The 20,300-nt window shown below is 65.9% G+C and carries 18 protein-coding genes and 1 other RNA gene; 3 read left to right on the top strand and 16 right to left on the bottom strand.

What is annotated here, in order from left to right; all coding sequences use genetic code 11:
• Nucleotides 1-55 precede the first annotated feature (55 nt).
• The 13 genes from ASD67_RS16490 to dapA form a co-directional block, all read right to left on the bottom strand.
• Nucleotides 56-532, bottom strand: coding sequence for an SRPBCC family protein (locus ASD67_RS16490; protein WP_056349677.1), 477 nt, complete (start codon nt 530-532; stop codon nt 56-58).
• Nucleotides 529-3,174, bottom strand: a complete 2,646-nt coding sequence (alaS, locus tag ASD67_RS16485) for an alanine--tRNA ligase (RefSeq protein WP_056349675.1) — start codon at nt 3,172-3,174, stop codon at nt 529-531. The genes ASD67_RS16490 and alaS overlap by 4 nt, the downstream gene beginning before the upstream one ends.
• 60 nt (nt 3,175-3,234) lie before the next feature.
• A complete protein-coding gene (locus tag ASD67_RS16480; RefSeq protein ID WP_156377748.1) occupies nt 3,235-3,978 on the bottom strand; it encodes a hypothetical protein in 744 nt (247 codons plus the stop codon).
• Nucleotides 3,979-4,074: 96 nt separating this feature from the next.
• Nucleotides 4,075-4,662: a hypothetical protein gene (locus ASD67_RS16475; protein ID WP_056349669.1), complete on the bottom strand. Its 588-nt coding sequence runs from the start codon at nt 4,660-4,662 to the stop codon at nt 4,075-4,077.
• A complete protein-coding gene (locus tag ASD67_RS16470) occupies nt 4,652-5,275 on the bottom strand; it encodes a glutathione S-transferase family protein (protein WP_056349664.1) in 624 nt (207 codons plus the stop codon). Before ASD67_RS16470 ends, ASD67_RS16475 begins: the two co-directional genes overlap by 11 nt.
• Nucleotides 5,276-5,287: 12 nt before the next feature.
• Nucleotides 5,288-6,103 carry an agmatinase gene (speB, locus tag ASD67_RS16465; protein WP_056349661.1) on the bottom strand — a complete coding sequence of 272 codons (816 nt, stop codon included), beginning with the start codon at nt 6,101-6,103 and terminating at the stop codon, nt 5,288-5,290.
• 141 nt (nt 6,104-6,244) lie between these two features.
• Nucleotides 6,245-7,318, bottom strand: coding sequence for a recombinase RecA (recA, locus tag ASD67_RS16460; RefSeq protein WP_056349659.1), 1,074 nt, complete (start codon nt 7,316-7,318; stop codon nt 6,245-6,247).
• Nucleotides 7,319-7,440: 122 nt separating this feature from the next.
• The gene (locus ASD67_RS16455) at nt 7,441-7,794 is read right to left on the bottom strand and encodes a response regulator (protein WP_056349656.1); all 354 of its coding nucleotides are present in this window, start codon (nt 7,792-7,794) and stop codon (nt 7,441-7,443) included.
• A complete protein-coding gene (locus ASD67_RS16450; RefSeq protein ID WP_056352036.1) occupies nt 7,794-10,103 on the bottom strand; it encodes a hybrid sensor histidine kinase/response regulator in 2,310 nt (769 codons plus the stop codon). The genes ASD67_RS16455 and ASD67_RS16450 overlap by 1 nt, the downstream gene beginning before the upstream one ends.
• A 152-nt stretch (nt 10,104-10,255) precedes the next feature.
• On the bottom strand, nt 10,256-12,319 hold the full coding sequence (locus ASD67_RS16445) for a M13 family metallopeptidase (RefSeq protein WP_056349653.1): 2,064 nt from the start codon (nt 12,317-12,319) through the stop codon (nt 10,256-10,258).
• 84 nt (nt 12,320-12,403) lie between these two features.
• A complete protein-coding gene (locus ASD67_RS16440) occupies nt 12,404-13,033 on the bottom strand; it encodes a DUF2062 domain-containing protein (protein ID WP_082545114.1) in 630 nt (209 codons plus the stop codon).
• On the bottom strand, nt 13,030-13,515 hold the full coding sequence (smpB, locus tag ASD67_RS16435; protein ID WP_056349650.1) for an SsrA-binding protein SmpB: 486 nt from the start codon (nt 13,513-13,515) through the stop codon (nt 13,030-13,032). The genes ASD67_RS16440 and smpB overlap by 4 nt, the downstream gene beginning before the upstream one ends.
• 7 nt (nt 13,516-13,522) lie before the next feature.
• Nucleotides 13,523-14,398 (bottom strand): 4-hydroxy-tetrahydrodipicolinate synthase, encoded by an 876-nt coding sequence (gene dapA, locus ASD67_RS16430; RefSeq protein ID WP_056349647.1) that lies wholly within the window; start codon nt 14,396-14,398, stop codon nt 13,523-13,525.
• A 101-nt stretch (nt 14,399-14,499) separates the two neighbouring features.
• Between dapA and ASD67_RS16425 the strand changes: the two genes are divergently transcribed.
• Nucleotides 14,500-16,533: a lytic transglycosylase domain-containing protein gene (locus ASD67_RS16425; RefSeq protein WP_082545113.1), complete on the top strand. Its 2,034-nt coding sequence runs from the start codon at nt 14,500-14,502 to the stop codon at nt 16,531-16,533.
• A gap of 6 nt (nt 16,534-16,539) precedes the next feature.
• Nucleotides 16,540-17,022 (top strand): transcription elongation factor GreB, encoded by a 483-nt coding sequence (greB, locus tag ASD67_RS16420; protein WP_056349641.1) that lies wholly within the window; start codon nt 16,540-16,542, stop codon nt 17,020-17,022.
• Between the two features lie 7 nt (nt 17,023-17,029).
• Here greB and ASD67_RS16415 read toward each other — a convergent pair whose 3' ends face one another.
• Nucleotides 17,030-18,739 carry a caspase family protein gene (locus tag ASD67_RS16415; protein WP_056349638.1) on the bottom strand — a complete coding sequence of 570 codons (1,710 nt, stop codon included), beginning with the start codon at nt 18,737-18,739 and terminating at the stop codon, nt 17,030-17,032.
• Between the two features lie 240 nt (nt 18,740-18,979).
• On the opposite strand from ASD67_RS16415, the gene ASD67_RS16410 reads away from it, so the two are divergent.
• Nucleotides 18,980-19,636, top strand: coding sequence for a hypothetical protein (locus tag ASD67_RS16410; protein ID WP_056349635.1), 657 nt, complete (start codon nt 18,980-18,982; stop codon nt 19,634-19,636).
• Nucleotides 19,637-19,651: 15 nt separating this feature from the next.
• Here ASD67_RS16410 and ASD67_RS23505 read toward each other — a convergent pair whose 3' ends face one another.
• A complete protein-coding gene (locus ASD67_RS23505; protein WP_200938049.1) occupies nt 19,652-19,804 on the bottom strand; it encodes a hypothetical protein in 153 nt (50 codons plus the stop codon).
• Nucleotides 19,805-19,880: 76 nt separating this feature from the next.
• Nucleotides 19,881-20,273, bottom strand: an RNA gene (rnpB, locus tag ASD67_RS22475) — RNase P RNA component class A.
• Nucleotides 20,274-20,300 lie beyond the last annotated feature (27 nt).

The raw sequence follows: 20,300 nt of genomic DNA, 5'->3' as shown, positions 1-20,300 counted from the left end.
GCACTTTCGAGGCATCTCGACTTCGCTCGATGCGAACGGGATTTCTATGGTGTCGTTATCCCTCGACCACTCGCGCCAGATTCGCCAGTGAGGAATTCAGCCCCTCCAGATGGTCTTTCGCCGAAATCCCCGGCGGCACATGATGCGCATCGATCGTCACCAGCGTGCCGCCGCTCTGGCGCGACAGATACCAATGCATCGCCATCGTGCCGGAAAAGCGCGGATCGTCCGACACGAACTCGACCTCCCAGACGACAAGCCGCCCGTCGTCGAGCACCGGAATATATACCTCGACGACATCGCTCTCGTCGTCGCTCTTGGTCTCGACATCGGCGTCGTCGAACGTCAGCCGCATCAGAAAGCCGCCGCCGGCGCTCAAGTCGATATGCTCGAACGTCCCCGTCGCGCCCTCGGGCGGCAACCAGCGCGCCAGCTTCGCCTCGCTGGTGAAGGCGGCAAACACATCGACCAACGGCGCGGCGATCAGCCGTTCGGCATGATCGGTACGCCGCGTCTTCTTGGTCGGTTTCAAGCGAGCGCGGCTCTAACGGCCGCGACCGCGGCATCGGCGGCAGCGCCGTCGGGACCGCCGCCCTGCGCCATGTCGGGCCGCCCGCCTCCGCCCTGCCCGCCCAGCGCAGCGACCGCGAGCTTGACCAGATCGACGGCATTGTGGACTACGCCCTCAGTCACGCCCACCGCAACCGAAGCGCGCCCGTCGTTAACCGCAACCAGCATCGCCACACCACTGCCGACCTGCTTCTTCAAGCCATCGACCGTACCGCGCAGTTCCTTGGGATCGAGCCCCTCGACGACCTGCGCGAGGAAGGCGGTATCACCGATTTGCTCGACCGCCGGCCCCGCCGCGACACCGCCGCCGCCAGAACCGCCAAGGGCGAGCGCCTTCTTCGCGTCGGCCAGTTCGCGCTCGGCCTTCTTCAATTGCTCGGCGAGCGCCGCAACGCGCGCCGGCACATCGTCGGGCGAGGTCTTGAGCGCCGCTGCCGCCGCCTTCAGCGCCTCGTCGCGGCCATTCAGCCAGACACGCGCAGCATCGCCCGTTAGCGCCTCGATGCGCCGCACGCCCGACGACACCGCCGATTCGCCGACGATCTTGAGCAAAGCGATATCGCCGAGCGCCCGCACATGCGTCCCGCCGCACAGCTCGACCGAATAATGATGATCGTCCGCCGCCCCCATGGAGAGCACGCGCACCTCGTCGCCATATTTCTCTCCGAACAGCGCCAACGCCCCCGCCGCGACCGCATCGTCAGGGGTCATCAACCGCGTCGTCACCGCTTCATTGCCGCGGATCTGCGCGTTCACATCCGCCTCGACGTCGGCGATCTCGTCGCTCGTCAACGCCTTGGGATGCGAAAAGTCGAAGCGGAAGCGGTCCTCGGCGACCAAGCTCCCCTTCTGCGTCACATGCCCGCCGAGCCGATTGCGCAGCGCCGCGTGCAGCAGATGCGTCGCGCTGTGGTTGGCGCGAATGCGGTCCCGCCGCGCCGCATCGACGGTCAGTTGCACGGTGTCGCCGACCTTCAGCGTCCCGCTCTCCAGCTTCGCCTGATGCGCGTGCAATCGCCCGAGCGGCTTGCTCGTATCGCTCACCGTCGCCGCCGCGCCGCCGAGCGTCGCGATCGTGCCGCTGTCGCCCATCTGGCCGCCGCTTTCGCCATAGAAGGGCGTCTGGTTGGTCAGCACGACCAGTTCGTCGCCCGCCTTCGCCTCATTGACCTGCACGCCATCCTTGACGAGCGCGATCACCTCGCCCTCGCCGACCGTCGCGCCATAACCGGTGAATTCGGTGCTGCCGTTGCTCTCGGCCAGATCGAACCAGATTTCTTCCGACGCCTTTTGCCCGCTGCCCTTCCACGCCGCGCGCGCCGCCGCCTTCTGCTGCGCCATTGCCGCGTCGAAGCCCGCGCGATCGACCGTGATATCCTGCGTGCGCAGCGCATCCTCGGTCAAATCGTAAGGGAAGCCGAACGTGTCGTAGAGCTTGAACGCGACATCGCCGGGCAAAGTCGCGCCGGCGGCCATGCCGACGGTCGCCTCGTCGAGCAGCCGCAACCCCTTGTCGAGCGTCTGACGAAACTTGGTTTCCTCGCGCTCAAGCGTCTCCGCGATCAGCGGCTGGGCGCGGATCAGCTCCGGATAAGCGGCGCCCATCTCGGCCGTCAGCGACGGCAGAAGCCGGTACATCAGCGGATCTTTCGCGCCGAGCAGATGCGCGTGGCGCATCGCGCGCCGCATGATCCGGCGCAGCACATAACCGCGGCCCTCGGCCGACGGCAGCACCCCGTCGGCGATCAGGAAGCTCGATGCGCGCAGATGATCGGCGATTACCCGGTGGCTCGCCTGCGTTGCGCCCTCGGCGGGAACGCCGGTCAGATCTACCGACGCCGCGATCAGTGCCTTGAAGGTGTCGGTGTCATAATTGTCGGTGACGCCCTGCAGCACCGCGGCAACGCGCTCCAGCCCCATGCCGGTGTCGATGCTCGGCTTCGGCAGGTCGATGCGGTCGCCCGGTCCGCGCTGGTCATATTGCATGAACACCAGGTTCCAGATTTCGACGAAGCGGTCGCCGTCCTCCTCCGCCGATCCCGGCGGGCCGCCCCAGATATGGTCGCCATGGTCGTAGAATATTTCGCTGCACGGCCCACACGGCCCGGTGTCGCCCATCGACCAGAAATTGTCGCTGGTGGCGATGCGGATGATCCGCTCCTCGGGCAGGCCCGCGATCTTGCGCCACAGGTCATAGGCCTCGTCATCGGTGTGATAGACGGTCGCGGTCAGCCGCTCGGGTGCAAGGCCCCAGGTCTTGGTGATCAGCGTCCAGGCATGGTGGATCGCCTGTTCCTTGAAATAGTCGCCGAAGGAGAAATTCCCGAGCATTTCAAAGAAAGTATGGTGGCGCGCGGTGAAGCCGACATTGTCGAGGTCGTTGTGCTTGCCGCCGGCGCGGACACATTTCTGCGACGAGGCCGCAGTGCTGTACGGGCGCTTCTCCAGCCCGGTGAAGACATTCTTGAACGGCACCATCCCGGCGTTGACGAACATCAACGTCGGGTCGTTGTACGGCACCAGCGGCGCCGACGGTTCGATATGGTGGCCGGTCCCCGCGAAATAGTCGAGGAACGAGCGGCGAATGTCGTTGGTCGATGTCATCCGCGCGATCTAGTGCGCTACGCCGCGTTTCTCAAGCATGATGGTTGGTTTGCCCCCAACCTATCGCTGGCAAAGCCGATTAAGCTCCTCATCGGAATATCCGGCTTCGTCGATCAAGGCCTGCGAGACGTAGCGCACATCATATTGCGATACGTTATAGACGCCGGTGCGGACGCGATAAAGAAGCAGCCCGCCACAGGTCCCCACGATCCCGGGATGCGAGCTCAGAACCGCGAAATAGGCATAGGCGCCGGGATAGGCCGCATCCTCGGGATTGTTGAGCCAGCCGTCGAGCCGCGCCGTGAACTGTCCCGCGCCCGTCTGGTGCATCTTCGCTTCCTTGCTGAAGCGAGCCATTTCGTCCGGGGTCGCCTCGAGCGCTGGGTCCATCATGCCCGCCAGCGTCGCGCTATTCCCTCGGTCGAGATTGTTCAGAAAGCGCGTCGCAAATTGTGTGGCCGCCCCGATCTCGACAGCATTCGCCGTCCAGTCGATGGGCACGGGCTTATAGGGATCGGTCGCCGGATCGTAGCAGGAGAAGTTCTGACGGAAATCCTTGATCACCGTCACACCGCGATCGACGTCGATCTGGTTGTCGAAATAATAGCGGCCAAACCGGACCTTGAGTGCCCCGCAGCGTTGAGTGGCCAGCACCTTGATGCGATCAATGACGGGATCATATTGATCGGCGTCGATCACCGCGACGGTCGCGACAAAGCCCTTCCCGGGCACCGGCGCGACCTTGATTTCAGGCTGGCCGGCCGCAGCCGCCAGCAACGCAAGAGCCATCACCGCCATGATCATTCCCCCACCGGAAACCGCCGGACGGCGGCGCGCGAAGCTTGCCGCGCGCCATATCGCACCGCAAGCCGAATTTGCTTGGGTTTCAGACCTGTACCGTCAAAAGGCGGTCGCGATCCCCTTACCAAGATAACAGGGCAGCTGGCGCAGGACTTCGGCCTTGGGGATGCCATCCTCCATCATCTCGATCGGCACCTCGGACGTGTCGGTGCGTACGATGGTGAAGCCCGATCCCGGGGCCGCGCGGTGGACGACGACATAGCCGCAATCCATCGTACCGTCGGCGCGGTCGCCGCGAAAATCGAAGGCGGCGTAGAGCCCCGGCGGCTGTCCCGCCGGATCCTGATACCAGCTCAACCGCAGGACGCGGATGATGCCGTCGGCCCAAAGCGTCTCGCGCTTGCGCAAATTGGTTTCCCATTCGAGCCGCGGGTTCGACGCCTGAAACGACAGCCGCAACATCGCATAGGCCGACGCAAAATCGCGCCGCGCGAGCGCCATCGTATAGGATGCGACACGGCCCATCGCGTCACTCTCGTCGGCGGCGTCCGGCACGAAGCTTGCGCCTTCGGGGGCGTTGACGACGCGCTCGACCTCGGGACCGAGCAGCGGCGATTGCGCCGCCGCCGGAACCGCGAGGCCGAACAGGACGGCGGTGGCAATAATGCGCAGGCGGTCAGAAGACAAAATAAGCCCCGCCCTTCGCACGCGCCGCCTGCCACGTCGGGCGTGCGTGCATCGCGGCCACGAATGCCGCCAGCTTGGGATATCGGTCGGCGCCGCCCATCGCGGCAACCTCAGCCGGGAAGCTGAGCATGATGTCGGCCGCCGACAGCCCGTCGCCGATGAAATGGCCGGCGTCGTTCACTTCATTGTCGAGATAGCGGAAATGCGCGTCGAGTTGCTCATCGATCCGCGGCTTCACCGGCGCCGCGGCGTCGCCGAGCCGGCCAAGGTAGATGTTGAGCAGGATCGGGGTCATCGCCGATCCTTCGGCGAAGTGGATGAGTTCGAGGTGGCGGACATGGTCGTCGGTGCCGCGCGCTGGAACGAGCGCCTCACCGCCATAATTGTCGCACAGATATTCGGCGATCGCGCCCGATTCCTGGATCACCCGCCCCGCATCTTCAAGCAACGGCGATTTGCCGAGGGGATGAATGGCCTTCAATTCGGGCGGCGCGAGGTTGGTCACCGCGTCGCGCTGGTAATGCTTGATTTCATAGGGCGCACCCAGTTCCTCGAGCAGCCACAGGATGCGCTGCGAGCGGCTGTTGTTCAGGTGGTGGACGATCAGGCTCATGTCGCTCTCCTCTTATGGTGTGTAGGTCCCGTTGCGATCAATCAGCGCCGCGATCTCGCGCACCAGCTTGGCGCCGAGGATCGCGGTGAGCTCGCCGGTATCGCGGCCGGGATGATGTTCGACGATATCGGCGCCGATAATCGGCGCGGTCTGTTTGTGCAGGACGGCGAGCAGTTCGCGCACCGTCAGTCCGCCAGGCTCGGGATGCGCGACGCCGGGCGCCGCCGACGGGTCGATGCCGTCCATGTCGATCGAGATGTAGAGCGGGCCTTCGAGTACCGGCACCGCGTCGGGGGTGAAACCTGCCATCGGCACGATCTCGACCCCGAAGCGGTCGGCCTGCTCGCGGCAGTGTCGGTTCAGCGTGCGGATGCCGACCTGCACCAGCCGCGCGGCATGGCCGCCATCGTAGATGCGGGCGAAGGGCGAGGCGTGGCTGCGCGGATTGCCCTCGAAATCGTCGTAGAGGTCGGGATGTGCGTCGATATGGAGGATGTTGACCGGCCCGAAGCAAGCGGCCGCCGCCTCGACGAGCGGGAACGTCACGGCATGATCGCCGCCGAGGGCGAGTGGAATTTCACCATCTTCGCGCACAAGCGCGACGTGGCGGCGGATCATCGCGTCGTCGCGCGCGGTGTCCTCGGTCAGCGCGAGGTCGCCGTCGTCGGCGAAGGCGATGTCGGTGCCGAGTTCGGGGCCGAGTTCGCTCGCCATATTGCCGCGCTCGCTCCAGAGCTGGGCGCGGATCGCGGCGGGCCCGGCGGCGGCGCCGCGTTCGAAGCTGCTGTTGACGTCGGTGGGCAGGCCAAAGAGGCGGATCGCGGGCATGGCGTGCTTGTAGCCGCTCGAAGGGGCCGCGCAAGGCCAACGGCGGGCGGGCCGGTCCGCGAGAGGGTTGCGAACCTGAGGGGCAAGGAACCCGCCGCCGTTGGACGGCCGGTCCGCAGGAACGGACCGACCGGATTCCTATCAGTCGTCGGTGTCGTCGTCGGGGCCGACCATCATTTCCTCGGCGACCTGGTCTGTCTTGCCGCGGATCGCGGTTTCCAGCCGTTCCATCAGTTCGGGGTTATCCTTGAGGAAGGTTTTGGAATTCTCACGGCCCTGTCCGATGCGGATCGAATCATAGCTGAACCAGGCGCCCGATTTCTCGACGATGCCCGCCTTGACGCCGAGATCGAGAATCTCGCCGATCTTGGAGATGCCCTGGCCATACATGATGTCGAATTCGACCTGCTTGAACGGCGGTGCGACCTTGTTCTTGACGACCTTGACGCGGGTCGTGTTGCCGACGATCTCGTCGCCATTCTTGATCTGGCCGGTGCGGCGGATGTCGAGGCGAACCGAAGCGTAGAATTTCAGCGCGTTGCCGCCCGTCGTTGTCTCGGGGTTGCCGTACATCACGCCGATCTTCATGCGCAGCTGGTTGATGAAGATCACCATGCAGCGCGAGCGGCTGATCGAGCCGGTGAGCTTGCGCAGCGACTGCGACATCAAGCGCGCCTGCAGGCCGACATGGCTGTCGCCCATCTCGCCCTCGATTTCGGCACGCGGAACGAGCGCGGCGACCGAGTCGACGACGAGCACGTCGATCGCGTTCGAGCGCACCAGCGTGTCGACGATTTCGAGCGCCTGTTCGCCAGTGTCGGGCTGCGACACGATCAGTTCGTCGATATTGACGCCAAGCTTCCTGGCGTAGACCGGGTCGAGCGCATGTTCGGCGTCGACGAAAGCGACGGTGCCGCCGCCCTTCTGCGCCTCGGCAAGGACGTGGAGCGCGAGGGTGGTCTTGCCCGAGCTTTCGGGGCCGTAGATTTCGATGACGCGCCCGCGCGGCAGGCCGCCGACGCCGAGGGCGATGTCGAGTCCGAGCGATCCGGTCGAAATCGCTTCGACCTGCATCGTCTCCTTCGAACCCAATTTCATCACCGAGCCCTTGCCGAAGGCGCGATCGATTTGTGCCAAGGCGGCGTCGAGCGCCTTCTGCCTGTCCGTGCTGTTCACTGATTTCCCCGATTCGACGAGTGACAATTGACCGGCCATGACCGTCCCTTTCCTGCTCTATCGCGAAGGCAGAAGCATCGCAACGCCGGACCTGTGTACGGCATTTGTTCTCAAGGAACAAGGGTAGAACAAAATTTATTGCGACGGCGAAAACCGCACGCTTATCCGTCGAAAAATTCGTTGAGAACGGTTTCGATTTCGCTGAGCCGGAACGGCTTCGATACCAGCTTGCGGTGGGCGTGCGCCGGCGGAATCGCGTCGCCACCACCCGACGTGAAGGCGAAGGGAATATCCTTCGCCGCGAGCGCATCGGCGACCGGCCAGCCCTTCGCCTCGCCGAGATTGATGTCGACCAGCGCCGCGTCGACCGGCTGCGCCGCGATGATCGCCAGAGCATCCTCGACGCTCGCCGCCTGTGCGGGTTCGGGGAAGCCCAGCGCGTCGAACATGTCGACCAGCATCATGCCGATCAGCACATCGTCCTCGACGAGCAGGATGTTGCGATTCGCCGTCATCAGCCGGCCCGCTGCGCCGCGGCGTCGAGCGCCGCCGAGGTCGCCTCGGTCAATTGCGCGACCGAAAAGGGCTTGGGAAGGAAGGACACATGATCAATATCGATCGACTGGCGCAATTGTTCCTCGGCATAGCCCGACATGAACAAAACGGGCAGGTCGGGACGCTTGGCGCGCAACGCGCGGACCATCGCCGGCCCGTCCATCGTCGGCATCATCACGTCGGTCAGGATCAGGTCGACCTTGTCCATCTGGCCGAAGCGTTCGAGCCCTTCCTCGCCCTGCGACGCGGTGACGACGGTGTAGCCGGCGCGGGTCAGCGCCCGCTCGGCGACCGCACGCACCATATCCTCGTCCTCGACGAGAAGGATCGTGCCGGTGCCCCACTGGCTCTTCTTGGGTTTGGGGGGCGGCGGCGCGGCGGCGGGAGCATCCTTGTCGGCGCGATGGACCGGCAGGTAGATGGTGAAGCTCGCGCCCTCGCCCGGCTTGCTGTCGGCGAAGATGAAGCCCGCCGACTGCTTGATGATGCCATAGACGGTCGAGAGGCCGAGTCCGGTTCCCTTGCCGACATCCTTGGTGGTGAAAAAGGGCTCGAAAATCTTGGGCAGCACGTCGGCGGGAATGCCGCCGCCGGTGTCGCTGACCTTGAGCGCGCTATAATCGGCGGGCGGCATCACGTCGCTGCCCATCGCGCGCACCTCGGCGGCGGTGACCGGATAGGTCTCCATCGTCAGCGTGCCCTGCCCCGCCATCGCATCGCGCGCATTGACCGCAAGGTTGATGATAACCTGTTCGAGTTGCCCCGGGTCGGCACGCACCGCGCCCAGTCCGCGCCCGTGGCGCACCGACAATTGCACCGTCTCACCGATCAGGCGTTTCAGGAGGTGCGACACCTCCGAAATCACGTCGGGCAATTGCAGGATCTGCGGACGCAGTGTCTGTTGCCGCGAGAAAGCGAGCAATTGCCGCGTCAGGCTGGCGGCGCGATTGGCGTTGCTGCGAATCTGCTGAATATCGTCATAATCGCTGTCGCCGGGCGTATGCCGCATGAGCATCAGGTCGCAGCTGCCGAGCACTGCGGTCAATATGTTGTTGAAATCATGCGCAACGCCGCCCGCGAGCTGGCCGACCGCCTGCATCTTCGACGCCTGCGCGACCTGGCGCTTGAGGCGCGATTCTTCGCTCGAATCCTTGAGGCTCAGCAGCACCGCCGCCTCGCCGAGCCCACGCACCCCGACGACGCGCATCGACACCGGCTCGTCGCCCTGCCCGGCGAGCCGGATCGACAGGTCGCCGCCGACCTGTTGCCCGCTGCTGTGGCGACGAATCATGTCGGCGAGCGGGCCCTTGTCCTCGCTGACGACGATATCGCCGGGGTAGCGCGGCATCTTGCTCTCGGACAATCCAGCGGCGCGCACGAAAGCGCGGTTCATATAGAGGAAGCGCCCGTCGCGATCGACCATCGCGAGCCCGAAGGGCAGCAGCGACAGCAAGGTCTCGACATAAGTTTGCGCGGTGCCGCGATCGGCCGCGCCGACCTCCTCGTCGATCAGCGCCAGCAGCATCGGACCATGGCTGTCGGCGGGAATCAACGGGATCTGGAGCAGGCGGACCGGCGTCGCACGTTCGCCCTCGCGCCCGAAATAGAGCGTCCCGGCATCGTCGAGCCGGAGCAGCGGCGCGACGTCGCGGCCCGCATAATGGGTCGCGTCGCTCTCCCCCAGCGCGCGCAGCAGGAAGGCGTGATTGGCAACGCGCAGTCGCCCCTCGGCGTTGACCAGCGCCGCCATGATCCCCGCCTGGCCGAGCGTGCGGCCCGCCGGGCCGTCGAGATGACGGCTGATTTCGGAGACGAGATCGAGCCGTTCGACCGCCGAAAAACGCCACACCAGATAATCTTCGGACAGGCCGGTGCGGATCACCTGCGCGCGCAGGTGGAGGGTGCCGACCGTCAGGTCTTCGACCTCGCCCTGGCCGTCACGCCAGGCGGTGCGCCCGGCGTTCTTGAGCAGTTCGGCGCCGCGTCCTTCGAGCGGCAGGCCGGGCGGGGTCACGAAGCCGCCCATCCAGGTCGCGAACAGGTCGTTGGCGCAGACGAGTCGCCCGGCGCGGTCGGTCACCGCGATACCGACATCGTCATGATCGACCGCAGCGCGCAGCATCGTCCAGTCGGGCAACGCCGCCTCGCCGCCGACGGCCGCAGGAAAAAGCCGGCGCAGCAGGATCACCGCGCCGCCGGTAACCGCCAGCCCGGCAAGGAAGCCCGCCGCCAGCACCGCGTCGCGCGTGGCCCAGAACAACAGCGCCATCGACACGATCGCCAACCCGCCGAGCAGCGCCGCGTCGAACCGCGACAGCCCGCCGGCAAGCTCCGGCGACACCCCCGGGCCTGCCCCCCTGCTGAAGTCATTTTCAGCGGAAGGCAGGCTCGTGGTGGTCAATGAGATGTCCCTTTAAGGCGTTACCAGATGCGGACGCGGTCCGCCGGCGCCAGATACAGCTTCTGGCCTTCCTTGATCTGATAGGCCTTATACCAAGGGTCAAGGTTGCGCGAGACCCAAGTCCGCTGGATCGAGGGCGAATGCGGATCGGTGGTGATGCGCTGCGCCAGATTCTGCTCGCGATAGTTGCGCCGCCACACCTGCGCCCAGCCGAGGAAGAAGCGCTGGTCGCCGGTCAGTCCGTCGATCACCGGCGCCGGCTTGCCGCCCAGCGACTTCTGATAGGCGTCATAGGCGATCGTCAGACCCGCGAGATCGCCAATATTCTCGCCCAGCGTGAAGGTGCCGTCGAGATGTTCGCCGGGCAGCACTTCATAGGCGTCATACTGCGCGACCAGCGCCTTGCCGGCGGCTTCGAACGCCGCGACGTCGGCGGGGGTCCACCAGTCGGCGAGCTTGCCGGTCTCGTCATATTTCGCGCCCTGATCGTCGAAATGATGGCTGATCTCGTGCCCGATCACCGCACCGATGCCGCCGTAGTTGACCGCCGCATCGGCGTGCGGGTCAAAGAAGGGCGGCTGCAGGATCGCGGCCGGGAAGACGATCTCGTTCATGCCGAAATTGGCGTAAGCGTTGACCTCCATCGGGGTCATCCCCCATTCCCAGCGACGGATCGGACCGCCGAGGCGGCTGACATTGTCGTCATGTGCGAACTGGTTCGACCGCAACGCATTGCCGAACAGGTCGTCGGCCTTGATCTCGAGCTTGCCATAATCCTTCCACCGGTCGGGATAGCCGATCTTGGTGGTGAAATTCGCAAGCTTCTTCTTCGCCTTCACCTTGGTTTCAGGCTGCATCCATTCGAGGTTGCCGATGCGGGTGTCGAGCGCGGCGAGCACATTCTTGACCAGCCCGTCCATCGCCGCCTTGGTTTCGGGCGGGAAATATTTCGCGACATAATCCTGCCCGACGGCCTCGCCCATATTGTTGGTGGTGAAATCGACCGCGCGCTTCCAGCGCTCCTGCATCTGCGGCGTGCCCGACAGCGCGGTGCCATAGAAGGAGAAGGCTTCCTTGGCGACGGCATCGGGCAGCACGCCCGAGAAGGCGTCGAGGCTGCGCACGATCAGCGCGTCGCGGATCACGCCGATCGGCGCGTCGGCGAGCAACTTGGCCTCGCCGGTGAAGGCGGTCGGCTGCGCCACGATCAGCGAGGTTTCGTTGATGCCGATGCCCTTGACGAAGGCCGCCCAGTCGAAGCCGGGAGCCGCCTGCGTCAGTTCACCTATCGTCATCTTGTTATAGGTCTTGGTCGCGTCGCTGCTGTCGTTCTTGTCCCAATGGACCGTCGCGACCTGCTTTTCGAAGTCATAGATCGCCTGCGCGCGCGCCGCGGCGTTGGTTTCGCCCGCCAGCAGCAGCACATTTTCCAGATGCTTGAGGTACGCCGCCTGCAGCTTGGCGTTACGCTCGCCGTCCTTCAGATAGAAGTCGCGGTCGGGCATGCCGATGCCGCCCTGGAACACCGAATAGATGTAGACGTCGGGGTTCTTGTCGTCCTGCCCGACATAGCCGCCGAAGAAATGCTGGACGCCGCTGCGGTCGGCTTCGGCGAGCAGCTTGGCGAGGCCCGCCTTGTCGACGGCGCGAATCTTGGCCAGCCAGGGCTGGATCGGCGCCAGGCCCTTGGCCTCGACCGCCGCACCGTCGAGATAGGAGGCGTAAGCGCGGCCGATCATGCTGTTCGGGTCGCTCTTCGCCACGTCGAGGATTTCGCGGGTGCGCGTCTGCGACAGGTCCGCGAGCGCGGTGAACATGCCGTAATTGGACTTGTCATCGGGGATGAGGGTCTTCTTGGCCCAGGCGCCATTGGCATAGGCATAGAAATCGTCGCCGGGCTGGACGCTCTTGTCCATGCCGGTCGCGTCGAAACCGAAATCGCCGATCTCGGGCTTGGCGGCGGGTTTCGCGGCGGCCTCGGTCGTCGTCGCCTTTTCCTTGGCGATGGCGGGCACGGCGGCAAAGAGCAGGGCGCCAAGCGCCGCGGTCGCCAGAAGGCGAGGATGCTGTGTCGGACGAGTCATGATATTCCCCAGTGGTATATGGCTCCGCGATGCATGCGGGGCGATCTTGCGATGGGAAAATCTATACGCCGCCGCGCGGGCGGTTCAACCGACCACCGTGTCGCTCGTCGATGCCTCAAGTCGTTTGTCGCGCGCGCGGCTGATCTTGCGGCGCCAGCGGAGGCGAATCCAATTGTCCCAGATCACCGACGCGAGCACATAGCCAACGACCGCCGACACCGCCGAGATCACGAACAGCCCCGCCAGTCCGCCGAGCAGCGCGGTGCCGGCATTCGCGGTGAACCAGTCCCACCATTCGACGAGCGAGGCACCCTCATCATAGAGAATGTAGAGGTTCGAGACATTGGTGTGCAGCCCGAACAGGAAGCTGCCGAGCCACACCGACGCCGCGAGGATCAGCGGCGTGGTCACCGGGTTGGACAGGAAAGTCATCGCAGCGCCGATCGGGATATTGGCACGAAAGGGCAGCGCGAGCAGCGCGACGCCAAGGATCTGGACGCCGGGGATGAGGAAGAAGATACCGACGAACAGCCCGAGCGCGGTGCCGCGCCGCACCGAAGTCCGCGTGAAGCGCCACAAATGGCTGTGCGCGACGCGGTGCGCGAACGGCTTGATGAAGCGGCTTTCCAGCAACTCCTCGCGCGAGGGCGAGTTGCGGCGGATCCAGTTCATCACCGCCGCCTTGTCGCGCACCTTTTTCTCCGGCCCGCTCATCCGCGGTCCTTCATCAGGCGCTGCTTGTCGCGCTTCCAGTCGCGTTCCTTGATCGATTCGCGCTTGTCATGCGCCTTCTTGCCCTTGGCGAGCGCGAGTTCGACCTTGGCGCGGCCGCGGCTGTTGAAATAGACCGAGAGCGGCACGAGCGTCATGCCCTGCCGTGCGACCCCGGCGTGCATCTTGTTGACCTCGCGCCAGTTGAGCAACAGCTTGCGCGGCCTTTTCGGTTCATGGTTCAACCGGTTGCCGTGGCTATATTCGGGAATGTTGGCGTTGATCAGCCACACTTCACCGCCTTTTACCTCGGCATAGCTTTCGGCGATCGTGCCCTCGCCGAAGCGCAGCGCCTTGACCTCGGTCCCCTGCAGCGCGATCCCCGCCTCGAACACCTGTTCGATGGCAAAGTCGAAGCGCGCGCGCCGGTTCTCGGCGACGATCTTTTTCTTGTCGAATTCGGCGGCAGACTGCGGGCGGGCCATTTTAAACCTAGATCACTCCAGCCGCGGACAATGCGGCATCGACGGCCGCACGCGATGTTTCGGACGCCGGGATGATAGGTAGGCGCACTTCGGGCGAAAACCAGTCGTGGAGGCGCGACAGTGCATATTTTGCCGGCGCGGGCGAGCTGTCGCTGAACATCGCCTGGTGCAGATCGAACAAGCGGTCGTGCAGCGCCAGCGCCTTGGCCCAGTCGCCCGCGGCGCAGGCGGCGGCGAACTCGGCACACAGGCGCGGCGCGACATTGGCGGTGACCGAGATGCAGCCGACGCCGCCCATCGCGGCGTGCGGCAGCCACAGATCGTCGTTGCCGCTGAGCTGGCAGAAATCCTTGCCCGCCCCTGCCCGGTGCATCGTCACGCGGGCGAGGTCGCCGCTGGCGTCCTTGACCGCGACGATGCTGGGAATTTCGGCGAGCTTGTTCATCGTCTCGGCGCCGATGTCGGCGACGGTGCGGCCGGGAACGTTATAGACGACGATCGGCAGGTCGCTGGCATCGGCGAGCGCTTGATAATGGGCGAGGATGCCCGCCTGGCTCGGCTTGTTGTAATAGGGCGCGACGATCAGCGCGGCGGCGGCGCCGGCGGCTTGGGCGTGGCGCATGTGACGGATCGCGGTGGCGGTGTCGTTCGACCCGCAGCCGGCGATCACCGGGACGCGGCCCGCAGCGGCATCGAGGCAGCAATCGATGACCTGATAATGTTCTTCGAAACCGAGTGTCGGGCTTTCGCCCGTCGTCCCGCACGGCACCAGCGCGCTCGTCCCCTCGCCGATCTGCCAGTCGACCAGCCGTGCGAACGCCGGAGCGTCGAACGCCCCGTCGCGAAACGGCGTCACCAAGGCGGGAATCGAACCCGAAAACATGCCGGACTCCTTTACAAAAACGGCGCCGCGACCGATAGCTGGCCAAAGCGCGCCCGCTCATGGACGCCTATTCAGCGCCCCGCAAGGAGTTTGCCACTAGCATGGCCCTTATGAATTCGCTGCTACCCGTTTCCCGCCTCGCGCTCGCCGCGGCCCTCTTTCTTCCCACCATCGCGCACGCCAGCGAGCTCACCCCCGAACAAATGGCCTGGTACCGGGCGCAGATGGGGCTCGCCACGGCGTCGGCGTCGCCACCGGTCAGCACCAACTCGGTCGGCGATGCGGTGATGGAATGGCGGCGGCTGACCGCCAACAGCGGCGCCTCGTTCGACCAGCTGTCGCGCTTCCTGCTCGCCAACAAGGGCTGGCCCGATTCCGACAAGATGCGCGCGCGCGCCGAAAAGGCGATCGCGATCGACAGCTATGACCCCGCGCGCACCCTCGCCTATTTCCAGACCTATCCGCCGCAGACCGCGAGCGGCCATTTGCGTTACGCGCTCGCGCTCAACGCCTCGGGCCGCCGCGACGAGGCCAATGCCGCGGTGCGCCGCGCCTGGACCGGCGGCACGCTCGACGAGGTCGAGACGAGCCGGGCGCTGTCTTTCTTCCCCGGCGCGCTGACGCTGGCCGACCATGACGCGCGCATGGATCGCCTGCTGTGGTCGGGCGCCACCGGCGCCGCGAGCCGCCAGCTGGCTTTCGTCTCTCCCGAACGGCGCGCGATCTTTGCCGCGCGGCTCGCGATGCGCAGCAATGCCGTCGACGCCGCGCTGCAAGCCGCCGCGGTCGAAAGCGCCAACCCGGCGCTGACCCGGAGCGATGCGGGCTATATCACCGACAAGGCGACCTGGCTGCGCAAGGCGAACCGCGTCGTCGAGGCGCGCGCGCTGCTCGCGGCGCCGCGCACGCTGACCCGTGCGCCGACCGATGCCGAGGAATGGCTCGAAACCCTGCTCACCAATGCGCGCGCAGCCGACAGCGCAGGCGACAAGCTCACCGCCTACAACATCGCGCGCCAGCTCAGCGACACCTTCCCGCCGGGCACCGTCGTCCGCGAAACCCCTCTCAGCGTTCGCGACGATTTTACGTCGCTTGCGTGGCTCGCGGGCCAACTTGCCTTCAGGGATTTGCGGCGCCCGGCCGAAGCCGTGCAGCTGTACCGCACCTATGGCGAGGCGGCGCGGTCGGCGCAGACGCGGACCAAGGGCTTCTACTGGGCCGGGCGCGCCGCGCTCGCGGCCGGCGACAACGCCACGGCCAACGCCCATTTCGCCGATGCCGCGCAGCATTATGACCAATATTACGGCCAGTTGTCGCTCGAGCGGCTGAGCCGGCCGCAGCCGCGCCCTGTGCCCGTGCCGTCGATCCAGATCAGCCAGGCCGAAAAGGCCGCGTTCGAGGACGACCGCCTCGTTCGCGCCGCCCGGGCGCTCGGCGAGATCGGCGCGTGGCGCGAACAGTCGCTGTTCCTGCGCGCGCTCGCCAACCGCGCGACAACGCCGTCCGACCATGTCCTCGCCGGCCAGCTGGCGTCGTCGATCGGGCGCCTCGACCTTGGCGTGATGATCGGGCGCAGCGCGCAGGCGAACAGCCTCGACGCGGTCGAGGTGTCGGGCTTCCCGACCGTTCGCGTTCCCGCGGGCCATGAGGGCAACTGGACCTTCATCCACGCGATCACGCGGCAGGAAAGCCAGTTCGACCGGCAAGCGATCAGCCACGCCGGCGCGCGCGGGATGATGCAGTTGATGCCGGGCACGGCGCGCGAGGTCGCGGGCAAGCTCGGCCTGAACTACGACGCCGGGTCGCTGACCGTCGATACCAATTACAACATGACTTTGGGGTCGACCTATTTCCAGCAGATGCTCAGCTATTTCGGCGGCAGCTATCCGCTCGCGGTCGCGGCGTACAATGCCGGGCCGGGCAATGTGAACAAATGGCTGCGCGCCAACGGCGACCCGCGCGGCGGCGGAATCGAGATGGTCGACTGGATCGAGGCGATCCCGATTTTCGAGACGCGCAACTATGTCCAGCGGGTGCTCGAAAATGCCGTCGTCTATGACACGCTGCGCGACGGCAACCGCGCACTGCCGAACGCGCCGCTGAGCTTCTATCTCGGCAAGCGCACCCCCGGCTGATCGTCCATGGCGGGGGACAAGGCGAACATCATCAGCCCGGCGGGCTTCGCCGCGCTGCGCGCCGAATATGACGCACTGCTCGGCGGCGAGCGGCCAAAGCTGGTCGAGGTGATCAGCTGGGCGGCGGGCAATGGCGACCGCAGCGAGAATGGCGATTATATTTATGGCCGCAAACGGCTGCGCGAGATCGACCGGCGGCTGTCCTTCCTCGCCCGGCGGATGAAGGCGGCGCGCGTCGTCGACCCGGCGGAACAGCCCGACAAGAGCCGGATCTGGTTCGGTGCCACCGCCGAACTGGCCGATGACGACGATGCGCGGCGCACCGTCACGCTGGTCGGCGACGACGAAGCCGAGGCGGGCGACGGCCGGATCGGCTGGAACAGCCCGCTCGCCCGGGCGCTGCGCGGCGCGGCCGTCGGCGATTTGCGCACCGTGCAATTGCCGGCGGGACCCAAGGAATGGGAAATCATCGCCGTCCGCTATCCCTGACGGCGCGTCATTCCCCGACTCCGGCGATCAGGTCGCGCTGGTCCTTCCTGAGTTCGGGAAGGTCGCGCGCCAGCTTGGCCCAGAAGGCCGCCTCCTTCGCGTCGACCGGCACACCGTCGCCCTTCGCATAGGCGTCGGCGAGAATGGCGCGCGAGCCGGCGAAGCCCGCGCGGGCACCGACACCGCAATCCTCGATCGCGTCCTTTCGCGTCTTGTCGGCGAAATGCGCCTCGCACAGCCAGTGATTGCCCTCGGGATTGCCGCCGTCGGCGAGCGTCCGCAGTCGGGCCATGTTCGCGGCGCGCGTGTCGGGAAAATAGGTGAGCGCGAAAATCGCCGCCGGATGCCCTTTCGCCGCGGCTTCGGCGTACAGCGCCTGCGACCGGACGAAATCGGCGGGGCCGAAGGTGCCCACCGCGAGACGATAGGCCAGATGCGTCTTGGCCTTGGAAAATCCGGCGTTCGACGAGGCGAGATAGAGGTCGTAGGCACGCTTCACATCGTCCGGCGACGGATCATTCTCGAGCAGCAGATAAGCGAGTTCCTGCTGCCCGGCCGGGAACCCCTGCGCCGCCGATTGTTCAAGGTAGGCGCGAGCGCGCGGCAGGTCCTTCTTCACCCCGACGCCCAGCGAGAACATATAGCCCGCGAGATGCTGCGCGAGCGGGTGGCCACCGTCGGCGAGTGCGACCAGTTGGGCGGCGGGATGATGCGCCAGGACGTCGGCGACGAGCAGCGGTTCGTCCTCGATCGCCAGCCGGTCGAGCGAAATGTCCGCGAGCGGATCGGCCGCCGGTTTCGCCGGCCCCCGCGTTGCGCCCGCAGGCGGTGCCGCCGCCGCCGTGACTGGCAACGCCGCGGCGGCGGCGCGCGCCTGCGGGACCTCGACCGGCGCGACGAGATAATAATCGTCGAACCAGCTGCCATAGTGAAAGGGCTGCTGCGGCCCGAGCTGCATGCCGAAAGTCGCCTTGTAGACGTCGCGCGACACGATCTTGAAATAGTCCGAAATTTCGAGCCCCGGGATCGCCAGCTGGTGCACCACGGCGGCGGCGAAGGGGCTGACCGGCGAGCCGACCGGTGCAAAATCGAGCGCGGGGCGGCCTTTCGCGGTCGAATAGAAGACGGCACCCTGCCCGATGTCGAGCAGACCGAGCGGTGCCGACCCCGCCACCCCAGCCGCGACATCGACATCCTCGACCCGCACCACGGGTTCGGTGGTGCGGCAGGCGTCAACGAACAACAGGGTGAAGGCGCCTTTGGGAACGACATGCTTCACCAGCGCCTCGATCGACAGATAGCGTTTTTCGACATCGGCGCGGCGCGTCGCTGGCGGCGCGTCCATCGGCACCAGCCAGTTGCGCCCGCCATATTCGAAGCCATGTCCGGCATAATAGATCAGCACCGATTTGGCGCCCCTGGCCTTGGCGGCAAAATCGTCGAGCGCCTTGTCGAGCGCCGCCTTGTCGGCGTTGCGGACGATCCGCGGCGCCATGCCGGCGCGTTCGAAGGCCTCGCAGACATAGTCGATGTCGTTGACCGCGTTCTTCAGCGACGGCCATTCGAAGTCATTATAGGCGCTGTTGCCGATGAGCAGCGCCACCCGCTCGCCCTTGAGCGGCGCGGTGCCGCAGGATTGCGCCGCAGCCGCCGGCGCGAGGCCGCCCAGCGCGAGAAGTCCGGCGACGAGCGCGATGATCCGCCTGACCTGTTTCATTCTGCCCCCTGTCCCGAGTCGCGGCGATCGATACCGCCGCACCGAAACCCCGGAAAACTGCCCAACTTCGCACGCGATCGCATGTTCGACGGCAACCCCGCGCCCCCGCTTCATGCCGCCGCGAGGGTAAGCCAGCGGCATATTGTAGGAAAGCGCTAACTGCCCTGTGTGCCGCATCACCCCCATCGACTGGACGATCGGCTAACAGCTGATACTCTGATCGGGTTCGAGGGAGTGACGATGATGCGAAGCCTGGCGATTGCCGCCGCCCTGTTGCTCTGCGGCACCGCGCACGCCGCGCCGGCCCGCACCCCGATGCCGCCGATCACCGACGCCCTGCTTCTCGACGGGCTGGAACTCGGGGAAGAGATCGAGAGCCGGGTCGATGGCGATCTCAATGGCGACGGCGATGCCGATACGGTGTTCGTGGTGGCGAGCCCCGACGCGCGGACGCTGTATGTCGTCCTGAGCTATCACGGCGAGGTCGACATGGGGCATGAACCCGCGGGCAATTTCCGCCTGGGTCCCGACCCGCTGGGTCCGGCGACGCTGTCGATCGGCAAGGGCGTGCTGGTGATCGAGGACCTGACCGGCGGCACTACCGCGCTGTCGGCGACCTATCGCTACCGCGCCGACAAGGCGCAGCCGAAAATGCGGCTGATCGGGCTCGACGCGGCGGTGTATAGCCGCACTTACGCGCATGACGGCAATGCCATGAGCTGGAACCTCGTCACCGGCGACGTCGAAACCAAGGTGCTGAAACTGACGGGCGAAGGCGAGGACGCCGCCTATGAAGACGCGTTCGTCCAGCGCTTCAAACGGCCGGGCAAGCCGGTCTTCATGGAAGACACGCCCGACCCCGAGGGGCAGCTGATCGCCTTTACGAGGGCGAAATAGGCCGTCCGCCCGGCGCTATTTGAGCAGCGCGGGAACGATCCACGCAACGGACATCACGACGATCGCCGCGATCAGCGAAAAGGCCAGCACGTAGCGGACATTGTGCCCCTTCACCCCGCCGCTGGCTTCCTCATCGGTCACTTCGATATGTTCATCGACGACTTTCATGGTTTTTCCCTTTCGTCCGATTGCGGATCAAACGCGGGAGCCGCCGACGCGGTTCCCGCACCGCTGGCGGGGAGAGGATGCCAGAGGGTCTGTAAGCCGGGTTCTGTCCACCCCTTGCGGGGATAGGCGATCATTCCTCTAGGCCGGCGGTTACCCGACGGCTCAAGCAGTCAACCCGGATGGCGAGACCGGAACCGGTCCTGAGTAACCTCGTGCCATCCCTATTCGACCTTGCTCCCGGTGGGGTTTGCCGTGCCGCGTCCGTTACCGTCCGCGCGGTGCGCTCTTACCGCACCCTTTCACCTTTCGCCGGGCCGAAGCCTGTGGCGGTCTCTTCTCTGTGGCACTTTCCCTGAACCTGTCCGAAGACAGGCCCGCCGGACGTTATCCGGCACCGTGGTTTCCGTGGAGCCCGGACTTTCCTCCCCCGGCGGGATACCCCACCGGCGGCGATCGCCCGACCCTCTGGCGGGAACGAGCATAGCGCGAACGAAAT

Origin of the sequence: Sphingopyxis sp. Root1497 (assembly GCF_001427085.1) — a bacterium.
Classification (GTDB): domain Bacteria; phylum Pseudomonadota; class Alphaproteobacteria; order Sphingomonadales; family Sphingomonadaceae; genus Sphingopyxis.
Note: the sequence above shows the minus strand (reverse complement) of the source record. Positions and strands in the feature narration are given on the sequence as shown.